This is a genomic window from Priestia sp. 53B2 (assembly GCF_056099005.1).
Genome location: NZ_JBLZXA010000018.1, coordinates 1 through 26,818, shown reverse-complemented (window position 1 = coordinate 26,818; position 26,818 = coordinate 1). Strand labels below are relative to the sequence as shown.

General features: G+C 37.1%; 26 protein-coding genes and 1 riboswitch. Of the genes, 8 read left to right on the top strand and 18 right to left on the bottom strand.

Features of this window, described 5'->3' with window-relative positions:
• Window positions 1-105 precede the first annotated feature (105 nt).
• Window positions 106-264, bottom strand: coding sequence for a hypothetical protein (locus tag ACN6NE_RS13560; protein ID WP_013055238.1), 159 nt, complete (start codon window positions 262-264; stop codon window positions 106-108).
• Window positions 265-524: 260 nt separating this feature from the next.
• Here ACN6NE_RS13560 and ACN6NE_RS13555 point away from each other — a divergent pair, with 260 nt between their 5' ends.
• Complete coding sequence (locus ACN6NE_RS13555; protein WP_474325607.1) at window positions 525-1,478, top strand: TRM11 family SAM-dependent methyltransferase; 954 nt, start codon at window positions 525-527, stop codon at window positions 1,476-1,478.
• Between the two features lie 36 nt (window positions 1,479-1,514).
• Here the strand turns inward: ACN6NE_RS13555 and rluF are convergent, their stop codons facing one another.
• On the bottom strand, window positions 1,515-2,222 hold the full coding sequence (rluF, locus tag ACN6NE_RS13550) for a 23S rRNA pseudouridine(2604) synthase RluF (RefSeq protein ID WP_025601719.1): 708 nt from the start codon (window positions 2,220-2,222) through the stop codon (window positions 1,515-1,517).
• 340 nt (window positions 2,223-2,562) lie between these two features.
• Here rluF and ACN6NE_RS13545 point away from each other — a divergent pair, with 340 nt between their 5' ends.
• Together ACN6NE_RS13545 and ACN6NE_RS13540 are read left to right on the top strand one after the other, a co-directional pair.
• Complete coding sequence (locus ACN6NE_RS13545; RefSeq protein WP_474325604.1) at window positions 2,563-3,138, top strand: TetR/AcrR family transcriptional regulator; 576 nt, start codon at window positions 2,563-2,565, stop codon at window positions 3,136-3,138.
• A gap of 21 nt (window positions 3,139-3,159) precedes the next feature.
• The gene (locus tag ACN6NE_RS13540; protein ID WP_474325601.1) at window positions 3,160-4,581 is read left to right on the top strand and encodes a DHA2 family efflux MFS transporter permease subunit; all 1,422 of its coding nucleotides are present in this window, start codon (window positions 3,160-3,162) and stop codon (window positions 4,579-4,581) included.
• 71 nt (window positions 4,582-4,652) lie between these two features.
• Here ACN6NE_RS13540 and ACN6NE_RS13535 read toward each other — a convergent pair whose 3' ends face one another.
• From ACN6NE_RS13535 to ACN6NE_RS13525, 3 genes are all read right to left on the bottom strand, one after another.
• A complete protein-coding gene (locus tag ACN6NE_RS13535) occupies window positions 4,653-4,979 on the bottom strand; it encodes a hypothetical protein (RefSeq protein ID WP_474325598.1) in 327 nt (108 codons plus the stop codon).
• Between the two features lie 91 nt (window positions 4,980-5,070).
• Entirely contained in the window at window positions 5,071-5,514 is a 444-nt protein-coding gene (locus ACN6NE_RS13530; RefSeq protein WP_129706012.1) for a hypothetical protein, read from the bottom strand.
• A gap of 436 nt (window positions 5,515-5,950) precedes the next feature.
• The gene (locus ACN6NE_RS13525) at window positions 5,951-6,439 is read right to left on the bottom strand and encodes a QueT transporter family protein (RefSeq protein WP_013081607.1); all 489 of its coding nucleotides are present in this window, start codon (window positions 6,437-6,439) and stop codon (window positions 5,951-5,953) included.
• A gap of 9 nt (window positions 6,440-6,448) precedes the next feature.
• Window positions 6,449-6,493: riboswitch (PreQ1 riboswitch) on the bottom strand.
• A gap of 196 nt (window positions 6,494-6,689) precedes the next feature.
• On the opposite strand from ACN6NE_RS13525, the gene ACN6NE_RS13520 reads away from it, so the two are divergent.
• From ACN6NE_RS13520 to ACN6NE_RS13510, 3 genes are all read left to right on the top strand, one after another.
• On the top strand, window positions 6,690-7,100 hold the full coding sequence (locus tag ACN6NE_RS13520) for an Lrp/AsnC family transcriptional regulator (protein WP_474325595.1): 411 nt from the start codon (window positions 6,690-6,692) through the stop codon (window positions 7,098-7,100).
• A 381-nt stretch (window positions 7,101-7,481) separates the two neighbouring features.
• The gene (locus ACN6NE_RS13515; protein WP_474325593.1) at window positions 7,482-8,348 is read left to right on the top strand and encodes a YitT family protein; all 867 of its coding nucleotides are present in this window, start codon (window positions 7,482-7,484) and stop codon (window positions 8,346-8,348) included.
• A gap of 349 nt (window positions 8,349-8,697) precedes the next feature.
• Window positions 8,698-8,916 carry a hypothetical protein gene (locus ACN6NE_RS13510; RefSeq protein ID WP_013055227.1) on the top strand — a complete coding sequence of 73 codons (219 nt, stop codon included), beginning with the start codon at window positions 8,698-8,700 and terminating at the stop codon, window positions 8,914-8,916.
• Window positions 8,917-9,170: 254 nt separating this feature from the next.
• On the opposite strand, the gene ACN6NE_RS13505 is transcribed toward ACN6NE_RS13510, so the two are convergent.
• The 7 genes from ACN6NE_RS13505 to iolG form a co-directional block, all read right to left on the bottom strand.
• Window positions 9,171-9,959 carry a 5-deoxy-glucuronate isomerase gene (locus ACN6NE_RS13505; protein ID WP_129706010.1) on the bottom strand — a complete coding sequence of 263 codons (789 nt, stop codon included), beginning with the start codon at window positions 9,957-9,959 and terminating at the stop codon, window positions 9,171-9,173.
• Between the two features lie 134 nt (window positions 9,960-10,093).
• Window positions 10,094-11,119: a LacI family DNA-binding transcriptional regulator gene (locus tag ACN6NE_RS13500; protein WP_129706008.1), complete on the bottom strand. Its 1,026-nt coding sequence runs from the start codon at window positions 11,117-11,119 to the stop codon at window positions 10,094-10,096.
• Between the two features lie 60 nt (window positions 11,120-11,179).
• Window positions 11,180-12,076: a myo-inosose-2 dehydratase gene (gene iolE, locus ACN6NE_RS13495; RefSeq protein ID WP_474325589.1), complete on the bottom strand. Its 897-nt coding sequence runs from the start codon at window positions 12,074-12,076 to the stop codon at window positions 11,180-11,182.
• Between the two features lie 84 nt (window positions 12,077-12,160).
• Window positions 12,161-14,095, bottom strand: a complete 1,935-nt coding sequence (gene iolD / locus ACN6NE_RS13490; protein WP_474325586.1) for a 3D-(3,5/4)-trihydroxycyclohexane-1,2-dione acylhydrolase (decyclizing) — start codon at window positions 14,093-14,095, stop codon at window positions 12,161-12,163.
• Between the two features lie 112 nt (window positions 14,096-14,207).
• On the bottom strand, window positions 14,208-15,665 hold the full coding sequence (locus tag ACN6NE_RS13485) for a CoA-acylating methylmalonate-semialdehyde dehydrogenase (RefSeq protein WP_129706002.1): 1,458 nt from the start codon (window positions 15,663-15,665) through the stop codon (window positions 14,208-14,210).
• A 73-nt stretch (window positions 15,666-15,738) separates the two neighbouring features.
• A complete protein-coding gene (gene iolC / locus ACN6NE_RS13480) occupies window positions 15,739-16,746 on the bottom strand; it encodes a 5-dehydro-2-deoxygluconokinase (protein WP_129706000.1) in 1,008 nt (335 codons plus the stop codon).
• 76 nt (window positions 16,747-16,822) lie between these two features.
• Window positions 16,823-17,845 (bottom strand): inositol 2-dehydrogenase, encoded by a 1,023-nt coding sequence (gene iolG, locus ACN6NE_RS13475; RefSeq protein ID WP_129705998.1) that lies wholly within the window; start codon window positions 17,843-17,845, stop codon window positions 16,823-16,825.
• 429 nt (window positions 17,846-18,274) lie between these two features.
• On the opposite strand from iolG, the gene ACN6NE_RS13470 reads away from it, so the two are divergent.
• The gene (locus tag ACN6NE_RS13470) at window positions 18,275-19,555 is read left to right on the top strand and encodes an MFS transporter (RefSeq protein WP_013055219.1); all 1,281 of its coding nucleotides are present in this window, start codon (window positions 18,275-18,277) and stop codon (window positions 19,553-19,555) included.
• Between the two features lie 63 nt (window positions 19,556-19,618).
• Here the strand turns inward: ACN6NE_RS13470 and ACN6NE_RS13465 are convergent, their stop codons facing one another.
• Both ACN6NE_RS13465 and ACN6NE_RS13460 read right to left on the bottom strand, forming a co-directional pair.
• Entirely contained in the window at window positions 19,619-20,617 is a 999-nt protein-coding gene (locus tag ACN6NE_RS13465) for a LacI family DNA-binding transcriptional regulator (protein ID WP_474325583.1), read from the bottom strand.
• 138 nt (window positions 20,618-20,755) lie between these two features.
• Window positions 20,756-22,087, bottom strand: coding sequence for a prolyl oligopeptidase family serine peptidase (locus tag ACN6NE_RS13460; protein WP_129705994.1), 1,332 nt, complete (start codon window positions 22,085-22,087; stop codon window positions 20,756-20,758).
• A 269-nt stretch (window positions 22,088-22,356) separates the two neighbouring features.
• On the opposite strand from ACN6NE_RS13460, the gene ACN6NE_RS13455 reads away from it, so the two are divergent.
• Window positions 22,357-22,566 (top strand): alpha/beta-type small acid-soluble spore protein, encoded by a 210-nt coding sequence (locus ACN6NE_RS13455; protein WP_016762907.1) that lies wholly within the window; start codon window positions 22,357-22,359, stop codon window positions 22,564-22,566.
• 231 nt (window positions 22,567-22,797) lie between these two features.
• Here the strand turns inward: ACN6NE_RS13455 and ACN6NE_RS13450 are convergent, their stop codons facing one another.
• The 4 genes from ACN6NE_RS13450 to ACN6NE_RS13435 all read right to left on the bottom strand — a co-directional run bounded on the left by ACN6NE_RS13450 (window position 22,798) and on the right by ACN6NE_RS13435 (window position 26,515).
• Window positions 22,798-23,025, bottom strand: coding sequence for a hypothetical protein (locus tag ACN6NE_RS13450; protein WP_129705992.1), 228 nt, complete (start codon window positions 23,023-23,025; stop codon window positions 22,798-22,800).
• A gap of 75 nt (window positions 23,026-23,100) precedes the next feature.
• Window positions 23,101-23,592, bottom strand: coding sequence for a YflT domain-containing protein (locus ACN6NE_RS13445; RefSeq protein ID WP_129705990.1), 492 nt, complete (start codon window positions 23,590-23,592; stop codon window positions 23,101-23,103).
• A gap of 174 nt (window positions 23,593-23,766) precedes the next feature.
• The gene (cls, locus tag ACN6NE_RS13440) at window positions 23,767-25,218 is read right to left on the bottom strand and encodes a cardiolipin synthase (protein ID WP_474325579.1); all 1,452 of its coding nucleotides are present in this window, start codon (window positions 25,216-25,218) and stop codon (window positions 23,767-23,769) included.
• A 466-nt stretch (window positions 25,219-25,684) separates the two neighbouring features.
• Window positions 25,685-26,515 carry a GNAT family N-acetyltransferase gene (locus ACN6NE_RS13435; RefSeq protein WP_474325575.1) on the bottom strand — a complete coding sequence of 277 codons (831 nt, stop codon included), beginning with the start codon at window positions 26,513-26,515 and terminating at the stop codon, window positions 25,685-25,687.
• Window positions 26,516-26,818 lie beyond the last annotated feature (303 nt).

Here is a 26,818-nt window from a genome sequence, read left to right as displayed (position 1 = left end):
TGTTAAAAAAAGATATGCTATTCACAATGTGCTCTCTAGTGAAAGAGACCTCAAACGCTTCAATAAAAGCTGAACCTAATAAAAAGAAATGAGCAGCATAACGGCTCATTTCATTAGTACAAAAACATTTATAATAAGAGCTAAAATACATACAGATACAATGGCAATGAGTACGTTCATCACGAGGTTTTGCGAGGATGTTTTGGCTTGTTTTTTCATATCAGCCCGACTCATCTGTTGCTTTTCATGATCACTTTTAGACATCACGTAGCCTCTCCTATTCATCAAAATGTCAGCAGTGTGTAAATGATTTTTGAGAAACCTTGATCCAGTTCTTTTGTATAGACAGCAGCACATGCAGGTTATCACCAGTTATTTTAGCATGTTTTGTCAAATAAGTGGACTATGTAGCACTTCAATTTAGTATTCACGGCCAAATATATTTAAATTCGTTGCTTTTCTCTTCTTTTCTCGCTATTGTTTGAGAAGAAGGATAATTAGATACGATAAAGGATGATACGATATTGAATAACCATACGCAGCTGCCTCAGTATATCTACACATACGCATGCAGCGAAGAGGAACTCTCACTATGTCAATTAGAGAGACGCTCTCTTTTTGAAATTGAAACTGAGAAACCTATCATAAAAAGTGCCGTTAAACTTGATCCAAGCAGAAGCCCTTTTATCAAAGAGCGATTAGATATTATGTATGAATCAGATGACCTTGCAGATATTTGTAAGCAAGTAGAAGATATTGACCTTGGAGACAAAACATTTAAACTCATTTTCATGAAAATTAATGACTTGGAAAAAGATCAAAAAATAAGTTATAAAGGTCAGCGTGCTATTGAACGTGATGTGGGTTGGAATTTTGTAGCAGAAGCAGACTTGCACAACCCTGACCATTTGTTTGGCATTGTTCCATTTGAAGGACGCTGGTATTTTGGGAAATATCAAAAAAGCGAAGCGGTATGGCTGCATCATTTGAAGAAACCGCGTGAATACTCTACAGCACTCAGTACCCGTCTTGCAAGAGCTGTAGCTAACATTGCCGTTCCAAACCCTGAAGGAATCAAAGCGATTGATCCATGCTGCGGTATCGGTACAGTCCTTGTAGAAGCCCTTTCAATGGGCATTGATATTGTAGGACGCGATATCAATCCACTTGTGACCGACGGATCTCGTGAAAATATTGCGCATTTCGGCTTAAGCGGTGATGTCAAAACTGGACCGATTTCAGATGTTACAACTCACTATGATGTAGCTATCATCGACATGCCTTACAATCTCTACACCCACGCGACGCCTGAAGATCAGCTTTCTATTTTAAAACACGCTCGCCGCTTTGCGGATAAAGTAGTCGTGATTACAGTAGATACGATTGACCATATGATTCATGAAGCTGGCTTTTCTATTTCAGATCGCTGCGTAGCGCGCAAAAGCGTATTTTCTAGACAAGTAGTTGTATGCGAATAAAAAAGACACCAGTCTAACAGGCTGGTGTCTTTTGATTTACCACTCTTTAGGTTCATAGTCTAATTCTTTGAATAGCTGCGTACGCTCTTTTTTCGTTAAATCTCTCCATTGCCCAACAGGTAAGTTGTTTAAATGGATATTCATAATACGCGTGCGCTGAAGGCGGTATACTTCATATCCGAGCACTTCACACATACGGCGAATTTGACGATTTAAACCCTGTGTTAAAATAATTTGAAACTCATACTTAGACAGCTGTGTCACTTCACAAGGAAGCGTTTTTGTGCCTAAAATTTTTACTCCCTCAGACATGTTTTTGATAAACTCTGGTGTAATTGGCTTATCTACTGCAACAATATATTCTTTTTCATGCTTGTTTTCTGCACGTAAAATTTCATTAATAATATCGCCGTCATTTGTAAGTAAAATTAAGCCGTCTGAATCCTTATCAAGGCGTCCAACGTGGTGAATACGCAAAGGGTGATTGACTAAATCAATGATGTTTCCCTTTACTTTTTTTTCACTCGTACTTGTAATGCCGACTGGTTTATTAAGCGCAATATATACATTATTTCGAGCAATCCGAAGCTGTTGGCCGCTTACTCGAATATCATCTCCAGGCTTAACTTGATCTCCGACTTTTGCAACCTTTCCATTAACGGTTACTCTTCCTTCACTAATTAACTTATCTGCCCCGCGTCTTGACGCCTTTCCAGATTCGCTAATAAATTTATTCAGTCTCAGGTGAATCACAACCTTACATTTAAAAATTTTAAAATTTGTCTCTTCTATTAGAAACAGACATATGCCAATTTCTATACCGTCCCTATCGTAACATGCTATACGCTTCTCGTCTTCTTTTAATTTCATTACTTAATCATATTTTTTTTAACAGTAATAGAAGTATAGGTCTAAAATACTTTGTAACCTTATTCTTAACATTTCAATCAATGCTTACACCTGTGAAGCTTGCATCAATCTTCACTTATATACAAGACCTAGACGTCTGGATTGACTGATCAGTATAGAGTTGCTACCATTATACTGACCGATCAACTAGTAATTATATCAGGGAGCTGTTTTCATGGAATCAACCAATTCAAAAGAAAAAATTTTAAGTGCAGCTGCTAAACTTTTTCGCAAAAAAGGCTATCACGCCACCAGTCTAAGTCAAATTACAAAAGAAAGCAGCGCTCCGAGAGGATCTATTTATTATTATTTTCCAGATGGAAAACAACAGTTAGCAAAAGAAGCTATTCAAAAAACGGGAGAAAGAGTCAAAGCTTATATCGAAAAATCCCTCGCTTCTCATGAAGATGCCGCGTCAGCTATTCAATATCATATAAAACTGATGGCTGATCGAATGTTTGAACAAGTGGAAAATGAAGCGGATATCTCTCTCGCTGCTATGTCGAGTGAAGTATGGTCATCAAACGAAACGCTTCGCATGGCCTGTGAAGCCGTGTATAACGAGTGGGAGCAAGTTTATGCAGATAAGTTAGTTTGTTCAGGTTATGAACAAGAGGAAGCAAGACAGCTAGGTTCAGCTATACAGTCTTGGATTGAAGGGGCTTATACTCTTTCATTAACTAAAAATAGTACAGTCCCTATGCAAATTGCAGCTGACCAAATTGGTAAGCTGTTTGCAAACAAAAATTAATTTAGTAAAAGGAGGTCACTTATGACACAAACAGAAGAAAAAATGAGTACACAAAGTAAGCTTATCCTTTTCATTTTGATTCTAGGAAATTTTTTATGCTTAATTAGTGAAACGGTAATGAACGTGGCCTTGCCAAGTATCATTTCAGATTTTCACATTAGAACGAGCTCAGCTCAGTGGTTAACTACCGGATATATGCTTGTAATCGGCATCTCTGTTCCGGTGTCTGCTTTTTTAATTCAACGATTCACATTAAGACAGCTGTTTGTGACGGCTATGAGCTTTTACTTAATTGGGTCCTTCATTGGATTTATTACTCCATGGTTTTCTCTGCTTTTTGTGGGCCGTATGATTCAAGCATTAGGGACAGGCATTATTTTACCTCTTGTGATGAGCACAATGTTAACACTCGTGCCTGTTAGCAAACGCGGCACCGTAATGGGGATTTTTAGCGTAGCTATTTTATTTGCACCGGCAATAGGACCGGTTCTTTCAGGATTAATTATTCAATATTATTCGTGGCAAATTATATTTCTAGGTCTTTTAATTGCGGCGGTGCTTATTTTCCTATTTGCTCTTTTCAAGCTCAGTAACGTTTCTGAAACATCTAGACCAACAATTCATATCCCATCTGTGACTCTTTCTACAATTGGATTTGGAGGAGTTGTTTATGGATTTAGCGCAGCTGGTGAAGAGACGGGATGGAGTAATCCTATCGTATGGCTTACGCTCATAATTGGCGTCATAGCGCTTGCTTTATTTGTCAGAAAGCAAAGCAAGCTGAATTCTCCCATGATTAATATGAAGCCTTTTAGATCGTCTGTGTTTTCAAGATCTATTTTCTTAATGTTTCTTATTATGATGATTCAGTTTTCAATGATGTTAATTTTGCCGCTATATTTCCAAACGGCTGCGGGACTGTCTCCTTTGCAAACAGGTTTTCTTATGCTTCCAGGGGGCGTAACGCTTGCTCTAACAGCTATGGTGGGAGGACGTTTGTTTGACAAAATTGGATTTAAACCGCTGCTTTTAACGGGCTTAGTCCTTTTAACAATTATCTTAAGTTTATTCACTACTATTTCAAGCGGAACAAGCACGACGGCTGCAGCCATCTTATACGCAGCCTTTACAATCGGCGTAGGTTTAAGCATCGGGCCCGTGATGACGCTGGCTTTAAATCAAGTACCAAAACCGCTTCATGCTCACGGTTCAGCTATTTCAAATACGATTAACCAAGTTTCAGGCGCGATTGGACCCGCTTTGTATACAAGTATTATGACCATGGCTTCTAAGCACTTTATTCAACAATCAAATGAAACAAATAAAACGCTGTTACAAATAAAAAGTATGACAAGCGGGGTTCATACCGTCTATTATGTAGCCATCGCTTTCGCCGTCGTTTCGTTCCTGCTCGCTCTTACGTTAAAGAAAAAAGATCAGTAGCTTGAAACACAATAAGTAAGAAACTGATAAGAGCTGCTCATAATTTGAGCAGCTCTTGTTACATGGAGAATTTATATTATAAATGTAAGAGCAATCATAGATACTATCAAAACAAGGATAACAATACTTCTCTTTCTTTCTATCTCCCATGCTTCAATAGCGCCCACGACACCACCAATGACTAAACTAAAAGTACCTATAACGTGCAGAGGCAGCAGAGATAACAACCTGCCTAAACTCGCCATAACTCCTCCGGTCAATATAAATCCTGTTGTTACAATAGATTTTACAGATGTTAAGTCTCTTATAGCTTCTTTTTTTTCAGTTTTACTCAGTTTACAGTACTCTACTATACTAAAAACAGCGGGTGTTCCCCATAAAATAAAGAAGCTAATCAATCTATCCGTGTCTACACTTACTGTTCATTCACCACCTTTATCAAACACTTACGCTCAGTTCCACCATTTAACAAATAGTTATATATTATTCTTACTTCAAGGATCCTCCAAAAGAAAATTGATGGTAGTCATCAAGCTTATTCCAATACCCTATGCACTTTACGTCAGGCTCATCAATAGCTAACGCTTCTTTATTAGTTCCTTTATAAGGAAGAAATGCCGTTAACTTCACCTTTTGTTTTGGCTTGATATTTAATTTATTTCCTTCTGCTAACACCTTAAATTTATTATCAGAATAACCGTTTTTCATTTTTAAAGGATACGATAAAAATACATTATTTTGTTTGATGGTCAAATCGCTCTTGTTTACTAATTCCATTTCATATGGAATTCCTTGCTTCATTTTTTGTTCTTTGATTACGTTAATACTTATCTTTTCTAGTTCTCTTAAAGGAACGTTGTCTTCTTCTTTTGAACACCCGGCAAATAAGATGGCTAACGCTAATAAAACAAGAATTCCTAACTTTCTATTCAAAAAACAATCCCCTCTCTAGTACAAAGGTTATTTTACAATTATAACTCAAAAAAGTTATTTAATGGTAAAAAATACAATTAAAAAAGCAAACCGTCATCGGTCTGCTTTTTTAATTGCTACGCATAGGTAATGTGTTGTTGTGCGAAAAACTTTTCGATAAGGAGTTTGCCAACTATATGTATATCGTAACAAAAGAAAAAAGAATGCGCTGTGAGATTTATCACTCATTCTATCAAAATAATCTAACTGAATACTTCCTATTGCCTTACGCAAAAAGAGCAGAACGCAAACGCGATCTGCTCTTTTTACATGCTAGATATGGGTAATTTGTCCATGCGTGAAAAGCTCTTCAATAAATAAGGGGTTTATCACTACACCTATAGAATAACAAAGAAAAAAAGATGTGGCTGTGAGATTTATCACAGCCGCATCTTTTTTATCCAACTAGCTTATTAAATTGTACACGTTTATTAATTGCCGCCATAATTGGTGCTCCAACAAGCATAACAATGAACTCACCAACGGCCGTTGTTAACCATGTAAAGAAAAATGGTAAATCAAATGCTAAGTGCAGTTCAAACGCAATAATAAACATCGTGAACGTAAATACAAGTGTATTAACAAGCATACGAGCCCACATATTTTTAATGTAGCGCATAGAAAAAATGGTAATGAGTAATGATAGCACAGATTGTCCTACCCCAAACACCAGATCATAAGCGACCATTGGTGAAAAAAACAAATTCGTCAGAAATACTCCTAGCACAATGCCGTACACGTACTTTTTATTAAACACAATTAAGTGATTGAACATTTCCGATATACGAAATTGGATATTGGTGAAGCCAAACGGCTGGATTAACATGCTGACAGCAATATACATAGCAGCTAAAAGACCGTTGACGCAAAGTGTTCTTATATTCATCTTACTATTCTCTCCTTAGTTTTTTAACGTGGGATGGTTACGAACCACGTAAACACTCAAAGAATCATACAGCAAGCTTAAGTTTTCGTCAATCTAGCTGTTTACAAACTACTGCCGGTTTCTATATCTGGCATATTGACGGCTCTTTTTTCTTACTTTTCTTTAGTATAAAATAGAAGACGTATCAGTATACACAGGTGACATCAAGTAGTTAACCCTTTTGATTTGAAATACGAAAGGATTTGTAGCGATGTTAGATAACACAGATAAACGCATACTAGAAGAGCTATCAAAAAATGGACGTATAAAGATGAAAGAATTAGGAGAAAAAGTGCATTTAACCGGACAAGCCGCTTCTGCTAGAGTATTAAAGCTAGAAGATGAAGGCATTATCAAAGGCTATACAATTAACATTGATGAACGAAAACTCGGCTACACCATCCATGCATTTTTAAATATCTATACGCAGAGCATTCATCACCACCCCTACCTTACATTTTTAGAAAGTCAGCAGGAGTATGTTATCAACAACTTTAGAATCAGCGGCGATGGCTGCTACTTATTAGAATGCAAATTTCATTCAAATGAAGAACTAAATGATTTTTTGACAGAGCTAAATCAGCATGTGAATTACAAACTTTCAATCGTCATTAACAAATAAATTTTTTTAAAAAATAAAGGTATATTAATTTATGAAAATGGTAATCCTAATAACGTATTCCCCCTATTCTAATAAATTTAAAAATCCTTTGCGCCATCGCAAAGGATTCTTTTTTATGTAGGAAACCGCCTTCTATTTTTTGAAAAGTTGAACATCTCTCACAGCGTTGACATAGCGGTCAGAGGTTTATATAATCGGTGACATCGAAGCATAGAAAAGCAGGATTAACACCTATACACGTATCGTAATTCTTCGTCTTAGAAGTTGATCAGTTTTATAACTAGACAATTTCTAAGACGTTTTTTATTTCATTATTTGTGAACCACTAGTAAAAATAAGGTTCCACGTGAAAATACCCTAATGATTAAGGAGGTTTGCATATTGAAAACAATCTATAAAGACATCATTTTAATTATTGCCGGAGCGCTTTTAGTTGCTGCATCGATTGATTTTTTTGTTATTCCAAATAAATTAGGTGACGGCAGTACGGTTGGTATTGCTCTTGTTTTATATTATTTATTTCATATTCCTACAAGTATCAGCACTTTCCTCCTGAACCTTGTATTTATTGCCTTAGCTTATAAATTCCTAACAAAAAAAACGATTCTCTATACTATTTTAGGAGCTGTCATGACGTCCGTTTTCCTCGGTCTAGTCAGCTATATTCCTTTTCACGTTCACGACATGATTTTAGGAATTGTATTCGGGGCTTTACTAATGGGAACAGGACTTGCTCTCATTTTTATCGCAGATGGATCTACCGGTGGAACAACTCTTTTAGCTTATTTATTAAACTATACAAAAGGCTACAATATCTCTAAAAGCATGTTCTATATGGACAGCGTCATTATTTTAGCATTGGTTTTTGCTATTGGCGTCAACAACACGCTCTATACTTTTATATTCGTCTATCTTTGTGCCAAAATCGTAGATGTCGTTATCGAAGGTTTCCACAACAAAAAAGCAATGACGATTATGTCTGATCAATACAAAGACATAGCACAAGTCATCACCAGTGAATTTGGAAATGCAGCTACCATCTTTTACGGATATGGCTACTACGCCAACAAAGATAAACGTATTATTTACGTTGTTATTAAAAAGAACGAGTTATTAAAAATTAAAAAGAAAATCCAGCAAATTGACCCGAATTCTTTTATTGTCATCCACGAAGTAAAAGAAGTTGTCGGCGGGAAATTTGGATTTATCGGCAATTTGCCTCATGAAACAAAAGCCGCTGCTAAATAAAAAAATCCACCTCTTGGTGGATTTTTTTATGAAAAAACCGTTAAGAAAAACGAAAAGATACCCGCTAAAAAGTAAACCGACCCTAACGCAATTGCTCCTGTAACGACCGTAAATACACTTAATCCGATAGCCACCTTCATTTTCATCCACATCCCTTTTTAGATTAGTAGTATAAGTATGTCCAAGGATAGGAGATTTATAACTATGCCATTCTATTTATTTCATATATCGATGCAACAATTGTCTATTCAATGTGTTCTAAAACCACCCCTGACGACATAATGTATAGGAAGGATTTCATATACACATCTTTGTATCACACATATCATATGAAATTAGGTGAGATAAAATGGTGGCTGTCCACTTTTTTGAAAACAGAAAGCTTCTATTAAGCCAGCTGAGGGAAAACATTCCTTCTACGGGTGATGATTTAAAAATTAAAGGACGAAAAGGAACCGTCGTGCTTGTGAATGACATCGATGAAAAAAATGTTCACGTGGAAGTTGCTTTAGAAAAAGTAGTGAAAAAGAACTTAGCATTAGATAACGCTAAAAAGAAAAGGAGATAAGCGGCTTACGCTTATCTCCTTTTCTTTTTAATTTACATACGAATCGTCTGTATCTTTTGCTTCTGTTTCCAAAAAAAGAGACTCCTAAAAAGGAATCTGCAGCAAAGAGCGATATCATCGCCTGAATATTAATACAAGTTATATTTTAACATATAAGAACATATTTTACAAAAATAAACTATTATTTTACGCATAATTATTTTTTATTCGAGGTTTTTCAACATTTAAAACCCATTTCGTATAAAGATCTTTATTTATTTTTCAGGCCAAATTCTTGCATCCGGCTCTAATAACCACTTATGCTCTTCTTCCATAATACGGTCTGTCCACGGATTATTGTCGAGATGGCGAATCATCCAGCAGAAATACATCGCATAGCCGGGAGCCGTTGCTTGAGGATGATCCAATTCACCAGGAATTGTAATAAAACTATTATCAACTACACGGTACGCATCTTCTCCAACCATTGCGCAGCCAAATCCTTGTGGCTTGTCAAAACGATAGTAATACACTTCGGGCTGGTCATGATGATGAGGCGGATAACTCGACCATCTTCCTGGATAAGAAATAACTTCTCCAATAACAAGGTTAGAGTAAGGAGCGTTATTGTAGTCAAAAATTGTTCGAATCACACGCTGAGCAGTACCTTCCCATACTCCTTCACCAGCCACTGTGTTTTGACAATCTTCAGGCGTATATAATTTTGATGAAAACTCTTTTTCATTATCCGTTTTTTGAACTAATACTTCACTATCGGCAAGCCCCGTAATTTTAACCTCCACATTTTTTGAAACGTGCAAACACCAAGGCTCTTCTTCAAATAGGGACTGGCGCTGAATTTCTTTCGAATGGCCTTTCCACTCTAGCTTTACCTTTCCTTCTAATAAAAGAATAGCCGTTTCACTGCTGCTGTCTAGTAAAGTTTCCTCTTTTCCTTGGGACATTTTATAAATCCCAATATCCATCAGCATATCTTTGTGCTGACCGGTCATTTCTGTAAGTACGTTGTATCCTTTATTTAATTCACCTAATTTACCTAACATACTTAAATTCCTCCTTTATGTAGTAGCGCAATCAGAATTTACTAATTACTCATTTTTTCTTCATAGACTCTATAAATTCTTTTGAATATGTGACTATGAGGATTTTTTATTAACGGCAATATTCTTGATTGTGTTCAATTATTTGTAGATGCTGTGGCGTCCCTTCGTAACGGAGCCGTTGATTTCCGAACAATCAATTTTGGCTCAAGAAGCAAATGTTCTTTATGCATCGCTGGATATTTCATTTCTCTAACCAGCAAATCCACTACGTTTACAGCCATTTCTTTTGTCGGCTGTGCTACTGTCGTCAACATGGGCGTGATGGTAGTAGAAAGAACCGTATTATCAAAGCCAATCACTGATAAGTCTTGCGGCACATCAATTTTGAATTCTTTTGCAGCTTGCATAACTCCAATAGCCAGTAAATCGTTACAAGCAAAAATAGCCGTCACTTTCTCCTTCATTGAAAAAATTTGCTTAGCACTTTCATATCCTTTTTGAATACTTGCTTCGGTCGTAATAACGTGCTGAGGCGGAACGATGATTCCATTTTCTTGCATAGCGTCTCGAAAAGCGTCTAAACGGGCGTGATTACTTTTTGCATTTTCTGTAATAATCGCAATTTTTTTATGATGCAAAGACAGCAAATAATCAGTCGCCAAATAGCTTCCCTTATAGTCATCCACTGTCACTGTATTAACGGATATGTGAGGAATTTCTGAAGCAATAACGCTAATCGGTATATCTTGCTTAAGCATATTTTTTAAAAGATTAGCATTGCGAAAAGCAGAAGCTACAATTAAACCGTCGATTCTCTGACGTATTAACAGCGATAGATACTTTTTCTCTTTTTCCGCATCGTTATCGGTATTGCACATTACAACATGGAAACCTCGCTCATGACTTCGGTCTTCTATGCTTCTTGCCAAATCGGCAAAAAAAGGGTTGGAGATGTCAGGTACGAGAAGCCCAATCGTTTTAGTGGGTTTTCCTGTTAAAGCAGATGCTACGACGCTTGGATGGTAATTCAACTGCGCCATAACCTCAATTACTTTTTGTCTTGTTCTTTCACTAATATGACCGGTTTGATTGATGACTTTTGATACGGTAGAAATTGATACACCTGCTTCTTCAGCCACACTATAAATGGTTGGCTTCATTTCCTCTCCTCCTTTCCTTTCATAAACACATAAAAGGCGTAAAATCTTTTACAATGGAAATTAAAGACCGCTTTTTTCTTTAATAAAGTTTCTTGCTTTTAACGCATATTCAAAAGGATTAGCAAGGGCTGGATCCTGTTCTGCTTCTACGACAAACCATCCGTTATAATCCGAAGCGGCAAGCGTAGTAAATACTTCATCAAATTCAATAGCTCCGTCACCTGGAACAGTAAAGGCTCCTTCTTTTACCGCTTGCAAGAAGCTCAGGTCTTGTTCTTTGACTCGATCAACTACTTCTTGACGAATATCCTTTAAATGAACATGCTTAATACGGTGCAGATATTTTTTTAAGATGTAAAGAGGTTCTTCTCCTGAAAAGACAAGATGACCGGTATCAAATAGCAGCGAAACAAGCTCCGGATTGGTAAGCTCCATTAGCTGTTCAATTTCTTCTGTTGTTTGTACACCTGTTCCCATATGGTGATGATAGACAATATGCATATCTTTCTCTCGTGCCAGTTTCCCAAGGTGGTGCAGGCCTTCTGCAAGTCTGCTCCACTCTGTTGGCGTGAACACAGGCTTTTCTTTAAATAAAGGAACATCCATCAGCCCTTGAATGCTGTGCCCTTGTTCAGAAACAACAATTACTTTTGCTCCCATTTCGTATAAAAAATCGCGATGTTCAATAAATGGAGTCACCGTTTCTTCCAGCGGCTTTGTCGTTAAAAATGTACTAAACCATGCGCTTGCAATTTCTAAATTCCGCAGCGATAATGCCTTTTTTAAGAGGGAAACATTTCGCGGATATTTGTTTCCAACCTCACTTCCTCTAAAACCGGTTAAAGCCATCTCACTGATACACTGTTCGAATGTATTTTCAGCTCCCAGTTCAGGCATATCATCATTTGTCCAAGCAATTGGAGCAATCCCCAGTTTGACCGTATTTTCCTTGAACATCTCTTCCTCTCCCTTATATGAAATTAAAACCTCTTTTATATTTATCGAATGTTTCTCTTCAACAACCTCATTTTCTCCTGCTTCTTAATAAACTCTTGCCATTTCAAGGTTTTTCACCTTATCTTCATAAGCTCCCTGTACATGCTGATTTTTAGATACCTCTGCTACTCCTACATGCCACCATGATTCATAACCGTTCGTCATAGTTTTTGGCAGCACTTTAATATCAATTAGCGTAGAAACCTCTTGTTTTTGTGCATCTTCTATCGCCGTTTTTAATTCTTCAAGAGAACTTACGCGATACGTTTTTACACCGTAGCCTGCGGCGCTGGCTGCAAAATCAATTTTCATCACGTTTCCGTTTAGTTTTCCTGTTTCATCGTTTCGATAGCGAAACTCTGTGCCAAAGCTCCCCATACCATTTGACATTTGAAGATTATTAATGCACCCGAAGCCGGAGTTATCAAACAGTAAAATGTTTATCTTTTTTCTTTCTTGAAGGCTTGTAATGAGCTCTGAATGAAGCATTTGATAGCTTCCATCTCCAACCATTGCGTACACTTCTTTAGCTGGTTCAGCTAGCTTAACTCCAAGTGCGCCTGATACTTCATATCCCATGCATGAATATCCATATTCCATATGATAGGTATTGGGTTTATGAGACTTCCACATTCTCTGTAAGTCGCCTGGAAGACTTCCTGCTGCACCAACAATGACGGAGTTGTCATCAAGGAGCTTATTCACCTCTCCAATTACTTCTGTTTGCGTTAATTGAGTACCAAGTGATTCTACATATTCAGCTAAGCTTTCATCTAAATGACCTTGTATTTCTGGAACAAAATCTGCACCAGTAAAACGTATGCTATGTAGACGCTCTAATTCTGTATCCCATGCGTCTTTAGCACTTGCAATTTCTGTTGTATAACCAGACTGATAGCCAATTGATTTTAGCTCTTTCCTAAGAGCAAGCAACCCTTCTTTTGCATCAGCTACAAGTTTCACGGCATCAAGTTTATTTGCATGAAATTCAGACGTGTTAATGGTAAGAAATTGCACGTTGGGATGTTGAAAAAGCTGTTTAGATGCTGTTGTAAAATCAGTAAATCGAGTGCCTACTCCAATTACTAAATCTGCTTCTTTAGCGATTGTATTAGCAGCTGAGTTCCCTGTTACCCCTATTCCTCCCAGATTATAGCGATAGTCACTTTCAATGGCACTTTTCCCTGCTTGAGTTTCTCCAAATGGAATATGGAACTCACTAGCAAATTGTTTTAACTCTTTTGCAGCTTCTGAATACCGAATGCCTCCTCCGCAAATGATGATTGGCTTTTTCTTTGTTTTCATTGCTTGAATTGCATCTGCTAGACTGTCCCTAGTCGGAAGGCGGCGTTCAATGCGGTGAACGCGCTTTTGGAAGAAATAAGCTGGAAAATCCCATGCTTCTCCCTGCACATCTTGAGGCAAACAAATAGTTACAGCTCCCGTATCTGCTGGATTCGTTAACACACGTATCGCATTAATCATAGCTGTCATCAATTGTTCAGGGCGGCTTACGCGATCCCAGTATTTACTCACTGGTCGAAAAGCATCGTTTGTAGAAATAGATAAATCATATGACTGTTCAATTTGCTGCAAAACGGGATCCGGCTGTCTAGTTGCAAATACATCACCAGGAAGCAGTAAAACTGGAATATTATTAGCTGAAGCAGTGGCTGCCGTGGTAACCATATTTGCTGAACCTGGCCCCACTGAAGATGTGCAAGCCATAATCTGCTTTCGATGTTTTTGTTTTGCAAAAGCCATCGCTGCATTGGCCATTCCTTGTTCATTACGTCCTTGATATACATCTAGATTTCCTGGGTCTTCTTCCAAAGCTTGCCCAAGACCTACCACATTTCCGTGCCCGAAAATTGTAAAAATCCCTTTAATAAACTGATGCTGCTTTCCATCAAATTCAACATACTGCTGATTTAAAAACTTCACTAATGCTTGTGCCGTCGTCATTCTAACTGTTTCCATGCTTCTTTCTCCCTTCTAGTAATAGATTGCTATTTTAAAAAAGGAAGCATAAGGAATATCTTTAATTCCTGATACTTCCTTTTAAAATGAGATACGATTTTTAATGAATCACTTACCAGCGCGTTGTTACCATTTTCTTTCTTGTATAAAACTCCACGCCGTCCGTACCATTTGCATGAAGATCACCATAAAAAGAATCTTTCCAGCCAGAGAATGGGAAGAATGCCATAGGTGCCGGTACCCCTACATTTACTCCTAACATACCAGATTCAATATTTTCACGGAACTCACGTACGCTTGCGCCGCTATCTGTATAAATACAAGCACCGTTTGCAAATCGAGAGTTATTAGCTACTTCAATAGCTTCTTCTAATGTTTTCACACGTACAATGGACAGCACAGGTGCAAAAATTTCATCTTGCCAAATTTTCATTTCTTGCGTAACATGATCAAAAATCGTTGGTCCGACAAAGTAGCCGTTGCCATTTACTGCTGCATCTGTGCGACCGTCACGAATAAGCTCTGCTCCTTCTTGCACGCCTGATTCAATATAGCTGAGCGTACGCTCTTTATGATTTTCACGAATAACTGGTCCTAAGAAGACGTTTTCTTCTAAGCCGTCCCCAATTACAATATCATTTGCTTCCTCTACTAATCTTTCAATTAGCTGATCCGCAATTTCTTCTTGTACAGTAACAACAGATGCTGCCATACAACGTTCACCTGCTGAACCAAAAGCGGCTCCGATAATTTGTTTTGTTGCTACGTTCAAATCTGCATCATTTAATACAATTGAATGGTTTTTAGCACCGGCTAAAGCTTGAACACGCTTCAAGTTTTCCGTACCTTTTTTGTACACGTACTCAGCTACAGGCTGGGAACCTACAAACGAAATAGCTTTCACTAACTTATGTTCAAGAAGACCGTTTACCACATCATGCGCGCCGTTTACAATGTTTAATACACCTTTTGGCAAACCAGCTTCTTCAAACAGCTCAGCTAATCTTGCAGCTAAAAGCGGTGTACGCTCAGAAGGCTTTAACACAAATGTATTGCCGCAAGCAATCGCAAGCGGGAACATCCAGCAAGGAACCATCATTGGAAAATTAAACGGCGTAATTCCCCCAATTACACCAATTGGGTAGCGGTACATGCCAGACTCAATGTCTGTTGCAATATCAGGAAGCTGTTTCCCCATCATTAACGTAGGAGCACCAGCCGCAAATTCTACACATTCAATACCACGCTGCACTTCGCCTCGCGCTTCGTTAAAGCTTTTTCCGTTTTCAACCGTCACTAACTTTGCCAATTCATCCCAGTTATCTACTAATAGCTGCTGATACTTGAACAAAATTCGTGCACGTTTAGGCACGGCTGTTTTTGCCCATCCTTTGAAAGCTTCATTTGCTGCTTGCACCGCTTGATCTACATCTTCTTTTGTAGAAAGAGGCACCTGTGCAATTAATTCACCTGTCGCTGGGTTATACACAGGTTCTGTTTTTGATGAAGCTGATTCAATCCATTGTCCACCAATATAGTTTTTTACTGTTTTTACTGCTGTTTGTGTCATAGAATATCTCTCCCTTTATCTCATTTTAATAAGCTTCTATTCCTTTAATCTTTTAAGATTTTTCCTTTATCTGTTAAGCTTCCTGTAAAATCTCTGTTGCTGTCTCCATAAAGTTGAAGAGCTCAACGCTTGTCGGCATAGCATCTGAACAGCTGTGTTTTGAAATTACAATCGAAGCGGAGGCGCCCCCCAATCGCATTGCCTGCGGAATTTCCAGCCCTTGCATCAATCCGTAAATAAAGGCTGAAGCATAGGAATCACCAGCGCCAAACGTTTTAAGAACTTTTGTTTTAAATATTCCTCCGCGATGAGAATCGCCGTCTCTTGTATAGGCAATAGACCCTTCTCCACCGTGCTTAATCACAACGATTTGAGCATGGTGAGAAAACCAGCGCTCTGCTGTTACTTGATCATTAGATTCTCCATAGTTTAATAATTTTTCCATCATATCAAACTCTTCTCTCGTACCAATAATTACATCTGATTTTTCAGCGGCTAAATTAAAATAGACGGCTGTTTCAGCTTCCGATTCCCATGTATATGGACGATAATCGATATCAAAAAACACTACAACTTCATGCTTGCGTGCGTGTTCTAGTGCTAAAAACACGGCTTCACGAGAAGGACTTTGCGCAAGAGCCGTTCCAGATATTAAAAGTGCCTTTGACCGTTTGATATATTCTTCGGATACTTCTGTAGGACTTAGCTTTAAATCCGCTACGTTATCACGATACATTAAGATACTGCAATCTGTAGGGCTTTTGATTTCCGTAAAAGCTAGCCCCGTTACGGCCCCCGTTTTATCAATAACAATGTTATCTGTATTAATCTTATTTTTTTGCAGATAATCCGTAATGAAGCGTCCCATTTGATCATCTGATACTTTTCCGATAAAACCGGTTTTTAAGCCTAGCCTTGCTGCTCCAATCGCAATATTAGCCGGAGAGCCTCCTACATATTTAGTAAATGTTTTAGTCTCTTCCATTGGACGCTGTGTTTCATTTGCATTTAAATCAATACATAAACGGCCAACAGCGATGAAATCTAACCCACGATTTTCTTTAAAAACAAGCGGATTCATCATTATTCCTCCTTAGTTAAGCGCTTTCCTAAAAGGGTAGAAAGACCAATTTCTTTCATCCCCACGTTTACCGTCATTAATTCACTGCGTATTTTTTATGTTCAATCTTTACTGGCTGCCCGGATAGTAAAGATTCTTTTGCTGCTTTAGCAATTCGTTCTGCTTGTAACCCATCGTTCCCTGTACAACTAACGCTTTGTTTTTCCATAATTGCTCTTGCAAACTGTGTCACTTCCGCTATGTACGCTTGTGTATAGCGCTCAAGAAAGAAATACAGCGGCTTCTCTTTGACTACACTTTCGCCTGTTGACATTTCTACTGTAGTAGGACGGCAATTGTCAGCAGCTGCTGCACCTTTTTCACCAAAAACTTCAAGGCGCTGATCGTAACCGTAGACAGCTTGACGACTGTTATCGATTACACCTAAAGCTCCATTTGCAAATTTTAATGAGACAATTGCTGTATCTATATCTCCCGCTTCTTCAATAGCAGGATCAATGAGCGTCGTGCCGTAAGCCGATACTTCTATTACTTCGCTGCCCATTACATAACGAGCCATATCAAAATCATGAATCATCATATCCATGAACAATCCTCCTGAAGCGCGAACATATTCCGGACTCGGCGGCTGAGGATCTCTAGACGTAATTTTTAGAATGTGCGGCTGTCCTACTTCTCCTTGCTGTACAAGATCATGCACTTTTTTAAAGTTGGGATCAAAGCGTCGGTTAAAGCCAACTTGAAGCTGCACGCCATGTTCTTCTACTACTTCTAACGCTTGAATTGTTTCTTCTACTGAAAAACTAACGGGCTTTTCACAGAAAATATGTTTTTTCGCTCGAGCAGCTTCTTCAATAATCGATGCGTGCGTATTCGTTGGCGAACAAATGAAAACGGCATCAATTTCTGGATCAGCTAATAAATCTTGATAATTTGTTGTTAACTTCGAAATTTCTTTACTTGCAGCCCATTCATGTAAATGATCTACTACCACATCTGAAACCGCTTTAATTTTTATTTGCGGCATTAATTTTAAATTATCAACGTGTAATTTCCCTATGCGTCCAGCACCAATTATTCCAATTGTAAGAATCCCCATCTTATTTTCCCCTTTAATTAAAAGTTAAGAAAACATTCGCTCAAACCTCTATATAGGTTAAGCGCTTTCCTGATTCTAATTATACATAACGTTTTCTGAAATGCAAACTTTTTTATGGATTATTTAGAATATTTTTTAAAAAAATTCTAAACGTATACTATAAAAAAACTATTTTCATTTTTTTATCTATTTATCAATAAAATATAAAGAGATTCTCTATATTCAAGTATTTTTATCATGAATTCAGTGATTATTGCCTTCCGTACTAATATTTTTATGATTAAAATCATTTAATTGAAAATTATATATATTTAAAATTTTAATTGACGTTCAAAAATTGTAAGCGTATACTTTTTATCAAATAGATTAAGCGCTTAACCAAATTAGTTTGATGTTTTACACAAAATAATCGATCTGGTGGTGTGGAAAATGAATGAATTTATTTCCAGAAAAACGGCTTTAGACAGGATTGGGATCCCTTCTCATTTAACGTGGGGATACATAGGTATTATTGTTTTTATGATTGGCGATGGTTTAGAACAAGGATGGTTATCTCCTTATCTTGTAGAACGAGGTTTAACCATTGAACATGCTGCTTTACTGTTTACTGTTTACGGCATTACGGTCTCTGTTTCTTCCTGGTTCTCCGGCGTACTGGTTCAGCTGTGGGGTCCTAGAAAAGCAATGGCATTCGGCTTGATATCCTTTATTATTGGTTCAATTGGATTTATAGGTTTAGGACTTCATATTATGAATTACACAATTATACTAATTTGTTATGCTCTTAGAGGATTTGGTTACCCTTTATTTGCTTACTCATTTTTGGTCTGGGTGTCTTACCGCACGCCCCAGGAAATGCTTTCAAAAGCAGTAGGCTGGTTTTGGTTTGTCTTCCAGCTTGGATTAAGCGTAATCGGAGCCTTTTACTCAAGTTATATGGTTCCGAAAATTGGGGAAATCGCTACCTTGTGGAGTGGTTTACTTTTTGTTTTGATCGGTGGAATCTTTTCTATTATTATGAATAAAGACAAGTTTACCGTACAAAAAGTAAACGATAATAAAACAAAAGAATTAATGAAAGGGATTACAATTGCATTTGAGAACCCTAAAGTAGGGATCGGCGGCATCGTAAAGATTATTAACTCTGCTGCTCAATTTGGATTTGTTGTTTTCTTGCCAACATATATGATGAAACATGATTTTACGATGAGTGAATGGTTGCAAATCTGGGGTACATTGTTTTTTGTGAATATGGCTTTTAATATTATTTTTGGTATTGTTGGAGATAAGTTTGGCTGGGTAAATACAATCAAATGGTTTGGCGGAGTTGGATGCGGAATTGTAACACTTGCTCTCTACTATGTACCGCAATTCGTCGGACATAATTATTGGGTGATGATGATTGTCGCATGCTGTTACGGTGCAACACTAGCAGGTTATGTCCCTCTTACAGCGTTAGTGCCTTCTTTAGCTCCGGAAAATAAAGGAGCTGCAATGTCTGTATTGAACTTAGGATCTGGACTTTCTGCTTTTGTAGGTCCTTTAATTGTGACCGTTTTTATTGGTCTTTTGGGCACGGGCGGCGTAATTTGGATCTTTGCTTGCTTATACTTCTTTGGTGCTTTTCTAACTGGTTTCCTTACGATTCCAACAGAGACAACTATTAAAGGCGAAACAATAAACGAAGTCAAAAGTCCGGTCTCTCTATAAATATGCTTAAGCAGAAAAAGCTGGAGGTGTCTCAACACCTGCAGCTTTTTTACTTTCTCTATTTTATAACTTTTTTACCGACGCACGTTCTACTAGTTCGGGAATAATCGTTACTCGCTGTTTCGCATGCTCTTCTTTTTTCATAGACTTTAACAGCTGTTCAAACGTACTAGTAGCCATCTGAGAAATGGGTTGTTCAATCGTTGTCAAACCCGGCTCAGCAATATCGGCATAAATCGTATTATCGAATCCAATTACCGACAGATCTCCCGGGATCGAAAGCCCCTGCTTCCTTGCCTCGTTTATGAGCGATACCCCAATTAGATCTGTACATGCAAAGACTGCTGTTGGCCTATTAGGCAAGGAAAGCAGCTGTTTACTTGCTCTCCTGCTATCTTCTACTGTTGAATAACAGCTGATAATGGACTGATTTTCTAGTGATAAATTTGCTTCTGTGAGCGCTTGTTTAAATCCTGCTAATCGCCCCTCACTGCTTTTTCTATCTTTTTCAGTCATAATCGTTACCGATTGATGACCTTTTTCTATTAAATACGTACCTGCGATATATCCTCCGCGAACGTTATCAATTGTCACTACATGCGTTGAGATAGAAGGATGGTCAACTGAAAACAATACAAGAGGTACATCATGCTTCACAATTTTCTTTACGAGCTTCGTATCATTTAGTTCGGTTGCGATAATGATTCCATCTACTTGTTTTTTAAATAAAAGATCTATATATTCATGCTCGCGCGCAGTTTGATGATCTGTACTGCATAAAAAAAGCGTGTATCCCGCTGCTCTAGCATTATTCTCAAAAGCTCTTGCTACCTCTGCAAAAAAAGGATTAGAGATATCAGGAACTAGAACACCAATCGTGTACGTCTTTTTTCCTGTTAACGCCGCTGCGACACTGCTAGGCTGATAATCTAATTCCATCATTACTTCATTCACTTTTTTTATCGTTTTTTCACTAATACGGCCTGTTTGATTGATTACTTTGGATACAGTGGCTATCGATACCCCTGCTTTTTTCGCAACATCATAAATGGTTGGTTTCACTTTCACTGTTCCTTTCTTCGTGATCTCTTCCTTTATTTTATCACGAAAGTATTCAATCGTTTATTTTAGATATAGCCTTTAATTTTAAAAAAGAAATAAAAAAAGCTGCTCTACAGGCAACAGCTTTTTTATAAATGATTAATTTTTCAACGATTGCTTACTCATCCACTCCATTATGCTTGTTGTGCTTCCGTTTATTTTAGCGTTGGGTTCATTATTATACAGATATATCCAAGATGAATGTCCATTATACTGATAGGGCGAACCATCGTTATTTTTATATAAGCCTGTGGTATCATGTACATCCTCAAATAGTGATAAATAAACATTATTTGCATGGCTTTTAACCAATCGATCATAAGTTGGAAGAGTGTTAATTGTTGGTGGCAGGACTGTATCATTCTTAGCAGCTACGAACCAAATAGGTGTTTCTTTCATCTTTTCAATATCTTGATCCGTAATTAATCTATCATTTAGTCCTTCACATACTGGAAATGCTGCTGCAAAGTATTTTGGATAATCACGAATCATAAGCATAGTCATATATCCGCCGTTAGATGCTCCTCCGATATAGATTCTATTCTGATCAATATCAGGGTTTTTAGAGACATATTCTTGAATTAAGGCCATCAGCGATTCCTTATAAATAGAAGTTCCATCCGCTTTACCCGTATAACCATCCATCCATTTTGTTGGCGCTTGCGGTACTAAAACGTAGGCACCTTCAAAATAAGCCTGAGTTTCTTTTGTGACAAAACTAACAGCTTTATTGGCAGATAAGGGAATTGTTGCATCTGTTCCTCCCTCTCCTCCACCATGTAACCAAATGATTAATGGATTCTTTTTCTTATCCTTTGCCGGCGCATGACTTGCGTATGCTAATTCTATATTGTGATATATACCTTTTTTAATTGTAAAATCATCTACGAGTTCTTTTTCCTCTCCCGCAAACTGTTTCACTACAAGCCCTGATAATTTTCCTTTATTTGTTATCATATCTCTTTGCTGAGTAATGGTGTATTGACTGTCTATCCATGCATTTAATCCTGTACCATATTCATCATAATTTAGTGGTGCTCCTAATGAAACAGCTGGTCCAACTTCCATTTCTAAAACTGCATATTTTCCAGTATGTACGGCTGGTTGTCCATCTTTATCAGATACATAGGCTTTTTTTACTATACGATCTCCTTGTTCCAATAAAGACGGTTCTAATCGACTATCACTTCGAGCCACATGCACCTTAAACGTTTCTTTTGTAAGTGAATTAGTTGGAACAGGTTCACCTAAGTCAATAATAATTTTTGTGATCGCCGCTCCCCAGTCATAAATCTCTGTCACTGTACGATAGGATGTGGCTTTTTCGTGCGTCTGTTTCGCCAGCGCTGCTTTCTCATAAGAGAGTACAATGCCAATTGCTAAACTCAATGTAATAGCCAATAGTACAGATTTTTTTAACCTTTGATACATAGCAAATCTCCTCCTTTTAAATAGAATAGAAATATTAAAATTCGCCTTCTATCTTAATGAATATGTAATCGCTTACTTACTTGTGTTCTATTTTACTTGTCCCCTCTCTCTTTCTACACATAATTATTTTCCGTTACTAGCGGAAACTTTTGGTTTTTTATTCCAATAAGCATATTCTATAAGTCCTTGAAAAAATTTTTTTATTTTATGTATAAAAACTATCTATTAATCAAATCATAATCTTAACCTTATAAAAGGAGTTGATTATGATGGCAAACAGCAGAAATAAGAGCAGCAACGAATTAGCAGTACACGGTGCTCAACAAGCAATCGATCAAATGAAATATGAGATCGCTAGCGAATTTGGCGTAACTCTTGGTCCTGACACAACTGCACGCGCAAACGGCTCAGTAGGCGGCGAAATCACAAAACGTCTTGTGCAAATGGCTGAACAGCAACTTGGCGGCGGACGTTTCTAAATCACTATCATAAGCAATACGGCTGGAGGAAGAGCGAATGATCGTTCTTCCTTTTCCCATTTTTATATAATCTCTTATCGCGTTTCTTCTTCTCTATATGTATCTAAAACAAAACCACTCCCCCTATAACGTTTACATCCCGTTATATAAGGTTCTCTTTCTCTCACAATAGATTGTTTATGATAAAACGCAAAAAGAAGTTCCTTTTATAGGAACTTCTTTTATCTCACTTTATAAATGTGCAAGCTCTTTAGATATCTTTTCGGTCTTTGCTTTGAGCTGTTCTTGCTGACCTTCTAAATCAGCGATTACAGCTAAAACTTCTGTATTGTTCGGTTCTTCTTCATACTGTTTTAACGTAGCAACAAGAGACTGTGAAACTTTGATGAGCTCTTGATTAACTTCTTGCTGCTGTTTTAAATAGTCAAGTTCGTATTCCCTTTTTTCTAGATTTCTCATCGGTCCCCTTCCTTTCGTTAACTAGCTTTTATTTAAGAACGCAGTCTTTTATTATCTCATTTAGTTACTCCAACATTACCTTATTTTATTTTCGTGATTGCCGTATAACATTTTTTCATTCATTGGGTCAGCTGATTTTTCAGCAGGTATCACTGTTTGTCCTAGAGCTGAATTGTGTTTATCATGCTCAACTGCGTCTACCATCAGCAAAACTTTTCCTTTTTTAAGATCAGATACATATGAGGAAGCTTCTGCAGCAGGTACACCATATTCGGTTAATTGATTTTCGATTCGATTAACATCTTGATCCATTTTTTCTTCAGACGGAGTAAAAGCATTTTTTATTTTCTCCATAAAGGATTGATGGTGCTTTGAGTGTTGATCTGTATCAACTGTTTGCACATCAATTCCTGCAGAATGCTCAATCGCTTCTGTATTTTCATGACGCAGACCACTGTTTGTCAAAACAGAAAGTGCACTGTCCGGATATCCCTGTGTTTTTAAATTTCGAATCGCTGTAATAACAGCTGCCTCTGAATCATACGTACCTACTACATTTTTTGTCATTTTCTATTCCTCCTAGGTATTATTATTTTTTAGCTTGTTATAGTATTAATACCCTTGGATTTTTTGGTAAAACTTTTTAACTCTATCTCTAGCTCTCCTTACAAGGAGAAACCAATAAATCAACAGACTTGAATCTAAAAATTCAAGTCTGTTTCATGATATCAATGATTTTTATTATAAAATTGGTGACAGTAAGCGAGATACCGCTTCTTTAAATTTTATAAGAAGAGAGCGTTCTTTATATCGTTCAAACGTTAATTTTGAACTGCATTGCACATCTTCAAGAAACAGGTTCTGCAACTTTTTGGCAATAGGCTGGTCATATACAACTGCATTCACTTCAAAATTAAGGCTAAAACTTCGTGGATCAATATTCGTCGTTCCTACAGAAGACACTTCATTATCTACTACAATCGTTTTAGCATGCAAAAAGCCTTTTTCATAGAGATAAATATTCGCACCATACGTCAGCAGTTCGCCTACGTGAGACCACGTAGCCCAATAAACAAAAGGATGATCGGGTTTGTTTGGAATCATAATATGAATCTCTACTCCAGATAATAAAGCAATTTTACAAGCATCCATAAAGCTTGCGTCTGGAATAAAGTAAGGCGTTTGAAGGTACACACTTTCTTTGGCCGACATAATCAATGAGATATACATGTTTTTCAGATGCTGAGTAGTCGAGTTTGGCCCGCTTGCTACAATTTGTACAGGAACCGTTCCAGAATGAGTTTCTGTACGATGCAAAAATTGTTCCAGTTCAATTGGCTGTTTTGTTGCTTGATGCCAATCTAAAATGAATCTCCCTTGAATATCGTTCACTGACTCTCCTTTAATGCGAAAATGAGTGTCTCTCCAATAACCCATTTTTGGATCTAACCCTAAATATTCATCTCCTACGTTAAATCCTCCTATGTATGCTACTTCACCATCAATAATACAAAGCTTTCGATGATTTCGATTGTTAATCCGAAAATTAATTAAGCGAAGAATTGAAGGGAAAAATGCCTGTGCTTCGCCGCCATATGAAATAAGCTCCTTAAAAAATGATGGCGTCATTTTTCTAGATCCTACTTCATCATAAAGAACGCGAACCTTTATGCCTTCTTTTGCTTTTTTTGTTAGCTCATCTCTTAATTTTTTCCCAAGATTATCTCGTTGAATAATATAATATTGAATATTAATTTCTTTTTTAGCATTTCGAATGTCCTCAAACAATGCATCAAATTTCTGATTACCATCACTAAAGATATCAATTTCATTGTCCGTGCGCACGAGTGACTTAGAAGAATTTAAATTAGTGAACAACAGTTTATTATGTTGAATCAATAATTCATTTCGATATTCATGGGTAGCTTTAAGTTCTTTTAATTGTTCATCTACTGAAGATCTTAAATATTCCCGCTCATCAGATGATAACTTATAAAAGTTCTTCTGTTTTAGCTGTCTTCCAAAGAATAGATATACAATAAAGCCGACAATCGGTATAAAAAATAAAATAAGAAGCCACGCCCATGTAGATCCTATATCTCTTCGTTCGATGAAAATAAGAATACCGGCTAATAAAACATTAATAGCTGTTACAACAGATACACTTAGTGTAAAGATATGGGCAAATTCCATCCTATTACTCCTTTCTTTCTACTGCATTGCTTTATTAACTCATTCCCGTTTTTAACGCTCTCATTCACTTTACTATACATAACACAGATCGCTTCCTTTTTCATCTTTAGTATCCAAATTTTATTGTTTTTTTATTTTTTGCTATACTAAAAATGTAAAATATTTCTTTTCGTGGTGTATTAAAAACAAGGAGGAAATAATTTGTTTTTTTCTTAGCCTCATCAATGTATTTATCAGTATTAGCCTGGGGTATACGGCTTATCAATTGTTTAGAAAAGCATTTATTGGAGGTATTCTTACGTGTATCCTTGCTTGCAGCGCTCCTATTATATTTGTATGGCCTTCCCTGTTTTTATCAACGGGCATATCACTTTTTCTCTACTGTCTCATTATTTACTCAAAAAAGCACATATCATCTAATATGTAAATAAAAAACACGAAAATCTAAGATTTCCGTGTTTTTTATTTACAAGCTATATACGTAATAATCCTGCACGTGATGTGAATTGAAACCGCATGTTTCGTAGAGTTGCAAAGCGCGTTTGTTTTTCGCTTCAACCTCAAGAAATATATCATATCCTAGCTGAACCTGCTTTAAAACAACTTGTTTTAAAGCAGCTTTTCCTATTCCCAATTTTTGATAAGAAGGCAAAATACCAAATCCATAAATCCATGCTTCGCTTTTATCATAAGATACCCTTAACTTTCCAACCGCTTGACTATTGTACTCTACGATAAAATGATTTTGCTGTTCTTCCGTTTTCGTTTGTTCATAATAAGCAGCTGCTTCTGTTAAAGACATACCAAAGCATTCCACATCAACTTGCATTTCCATTTTCATATCGGTATCTGATTGGGAAGAGCGAAGTGTAACAAAGGGATTATCATCTTCCAATTCTTTTTTTGTCCACTTCATTTGATATTCTGAAAAAGTAAATGAACATGGAATTTGCTTTAAGAACTCCCTGCCTGAAACCGAATCGCCAGGAGCATTTAATAAAATTTCTGTATACCCACGCTTCTTACATATATGTAAAGCTTGAGAAAACAGCTTTGAAAAAATCCTTTTTCGGCGATAGCTAGGAGCGACCATTCCGCATATTTCTACTGTATTCCCAAATCCATAAAGACCAATAAACCCAACAAGCTGCTTATCTTCATAATGAAAAAAATCGTTAACTTCATTTTGTTTTCGACTTCGTAACATATCAAAATTCAGCTTCAGCTCTATGTGCTCTTCTTGTTCGCAAATAGACTGTAGCTTTTGTATATCTTCTAACACATGTTGTTCTAACATAAAACGCCCCCTGCATTCTTCTTTTTATTATAAGTTCGGCTTTATTTAACTTTTTCCTTTCATCTTTAGCGCAATAGTCGAATAATTATAGGATAAAAGCAAGATCAAAAAGCATATAGAGTAATCAAACTAAATAGGCGGGGTGCTTATGAAAAAGACCATTTTAATAAGTTTTATTGGTGCGAGACGTTAATTTCAAAAGTTAGGCTAATAACCTAACGGGGAGAGATTGATCTCAATGGATTCTAAATTTAGATTACAAGAGGTATAACTTTTTTAGTGACAGAAGGAATGATTGGGTAA

Excerpts from the sequence above, each read along its gene's own strand:
- ACN6NE_RS13560 (WP_013055238.1), bottom strand. The coding sequence starts at position 264 with ATGTCTAAAAGTGATCATGAAAAGCAACAGATGAGTCGGGCTGATATG.
- ACN6NE_RS13545 (WP_474325604.1), top strand. The coding sequence starts at position 2,563 with ATGGAATCAACCAATTCAAAAGAAAAAATTTTAAGTGCAGCTGCTAAA.
- ACN6NE_RS13540 (WP_474325601.1), top strand. The coding sequence starts at position 3,160 with ATGACACAAACAGAAGAAAAAATGAGTACACAAAGTAAGCTTATCCTT.
- ACN6NE_RS13525 (WP_013081607.1), bottom strand. The coding sequence starts at position 6,439 with ATGAATATAAGAACACTTTGCGTCAACGGTCTTTTAGCTGCTATGTAT.
- ACN6NE_RS13520 (WP_474325595.1), top strand. The coding sequence starts at position 6,690 with ATGTTAGATAACACAGATAAACGCATACTAGAAGAGCTATCAAAAAAT.
- ACN6NE_RS13510 (WP_013055227.1), top strand. The coding sequence starts at position 8,698 with ATGGTGGCTGTCCACTTTTTTGAAAACAGAAAGCTTCTATTAAGCCAG.
- ACN6NE_RS13505 (WP_129706010.1), bottom strand. The coding sequence starts at position 9,959 with ATGTTAGGTAAATTAGGTGAATTAAATAAAGGATACAACGTACTTACA.
- ACN6NE_RS13500 (WP_129706008.1), bottom strand. The coding sequence starts at position 11,119 with ATGAAGCCAACCATTTATAGTGTGGCTGAAGAAGCAGGTGTATCAATT.
- iolE (WP_474325589.1), bottom strand. The coding sequence starts at position 12,076 with ATGTTCAAGGAAAATACGGTCAAACTGGGGATTGCTCCAATTGCTTGG.
- iolD (WP_474325586.1), bottom strand. The coding sequence starts at position 14,095 with ATGGAAACAGTTAGAATGACGACGGCACAAGCATTAGTGAAGTTTTTA.
- ACN6NE_RS13485 (WP_129706002.1), bottom strand. The coding sequence starts at position 15,665 with ATGACACAAACAGCAGTAAAAACAGTAAAAAACTATATTGGTGGACAA.
- iolC (WP_129706000.1), bottom strand. The coding sequence starts at position 16,746 with ATGAATCCGCTTGTTTTTAAAGAAAATCGTGGGTTAGATTTCATCGCT.
- iolG (WP_129705998.1), bottom strand. The coding sequence starts at position 17,845 with ATGGGGATTCTTACAATTGGAATAATTGGTGCTGGACGCATAGGGAAA.
- ACN6NE_RS13470 (WP_013055219.1), top strand. The coding sequence starts at position 18,275 with ATGAATGAATTTATTTCCAGAAAAACGGCTTTAGACAGGATTGGGATC.
- ACN6NE_RS13460 (WP_129705994.1), bottom strand. The coding sequence starts at position 22,087 with ATGTATCAAAGGTTAAAAAAATCTGTACTATTGGCTATTACATTGAGT.
- ACN6NE_RS13455 (WP_016762907.1), top strand. The coding sequence starts at position 22,357 with ATGGCAAACAGCAGAAATAAGAGCAGCAACGAATTAGCAGTACACGGT.
- ACN6NE_RS13450 (WP_129705992.1), bottom strand. The coding sequence starts at position 23,025 with ATGAGAAATCTAGAAAAAAGGGAATACGAACTTGACTATTTAAAACAG.
- ACN6NE_RS13445 (WP_129705990.1), bottom strand. The coding sequence starts at position 23,592 with ATGACAAAAAATGTAGTAGGTACGTATGATTCAGAGGCAGCTGTTATT.
- cls (WP_474325579.1), bottom strand. The coding sequence starts at position 25,218 with ATGGAATTTGCCCATATCTTTACACTAAGTGTATCTGTTGTAACAGCT.
- ACN6NE_RS13435 (WP_474325575.1), bottom strand. The coding sequence starts at position 26,515 with ATGTTAGAACAACATGTGTTAGAAGATATACAAAAGCTACAGTCTATT.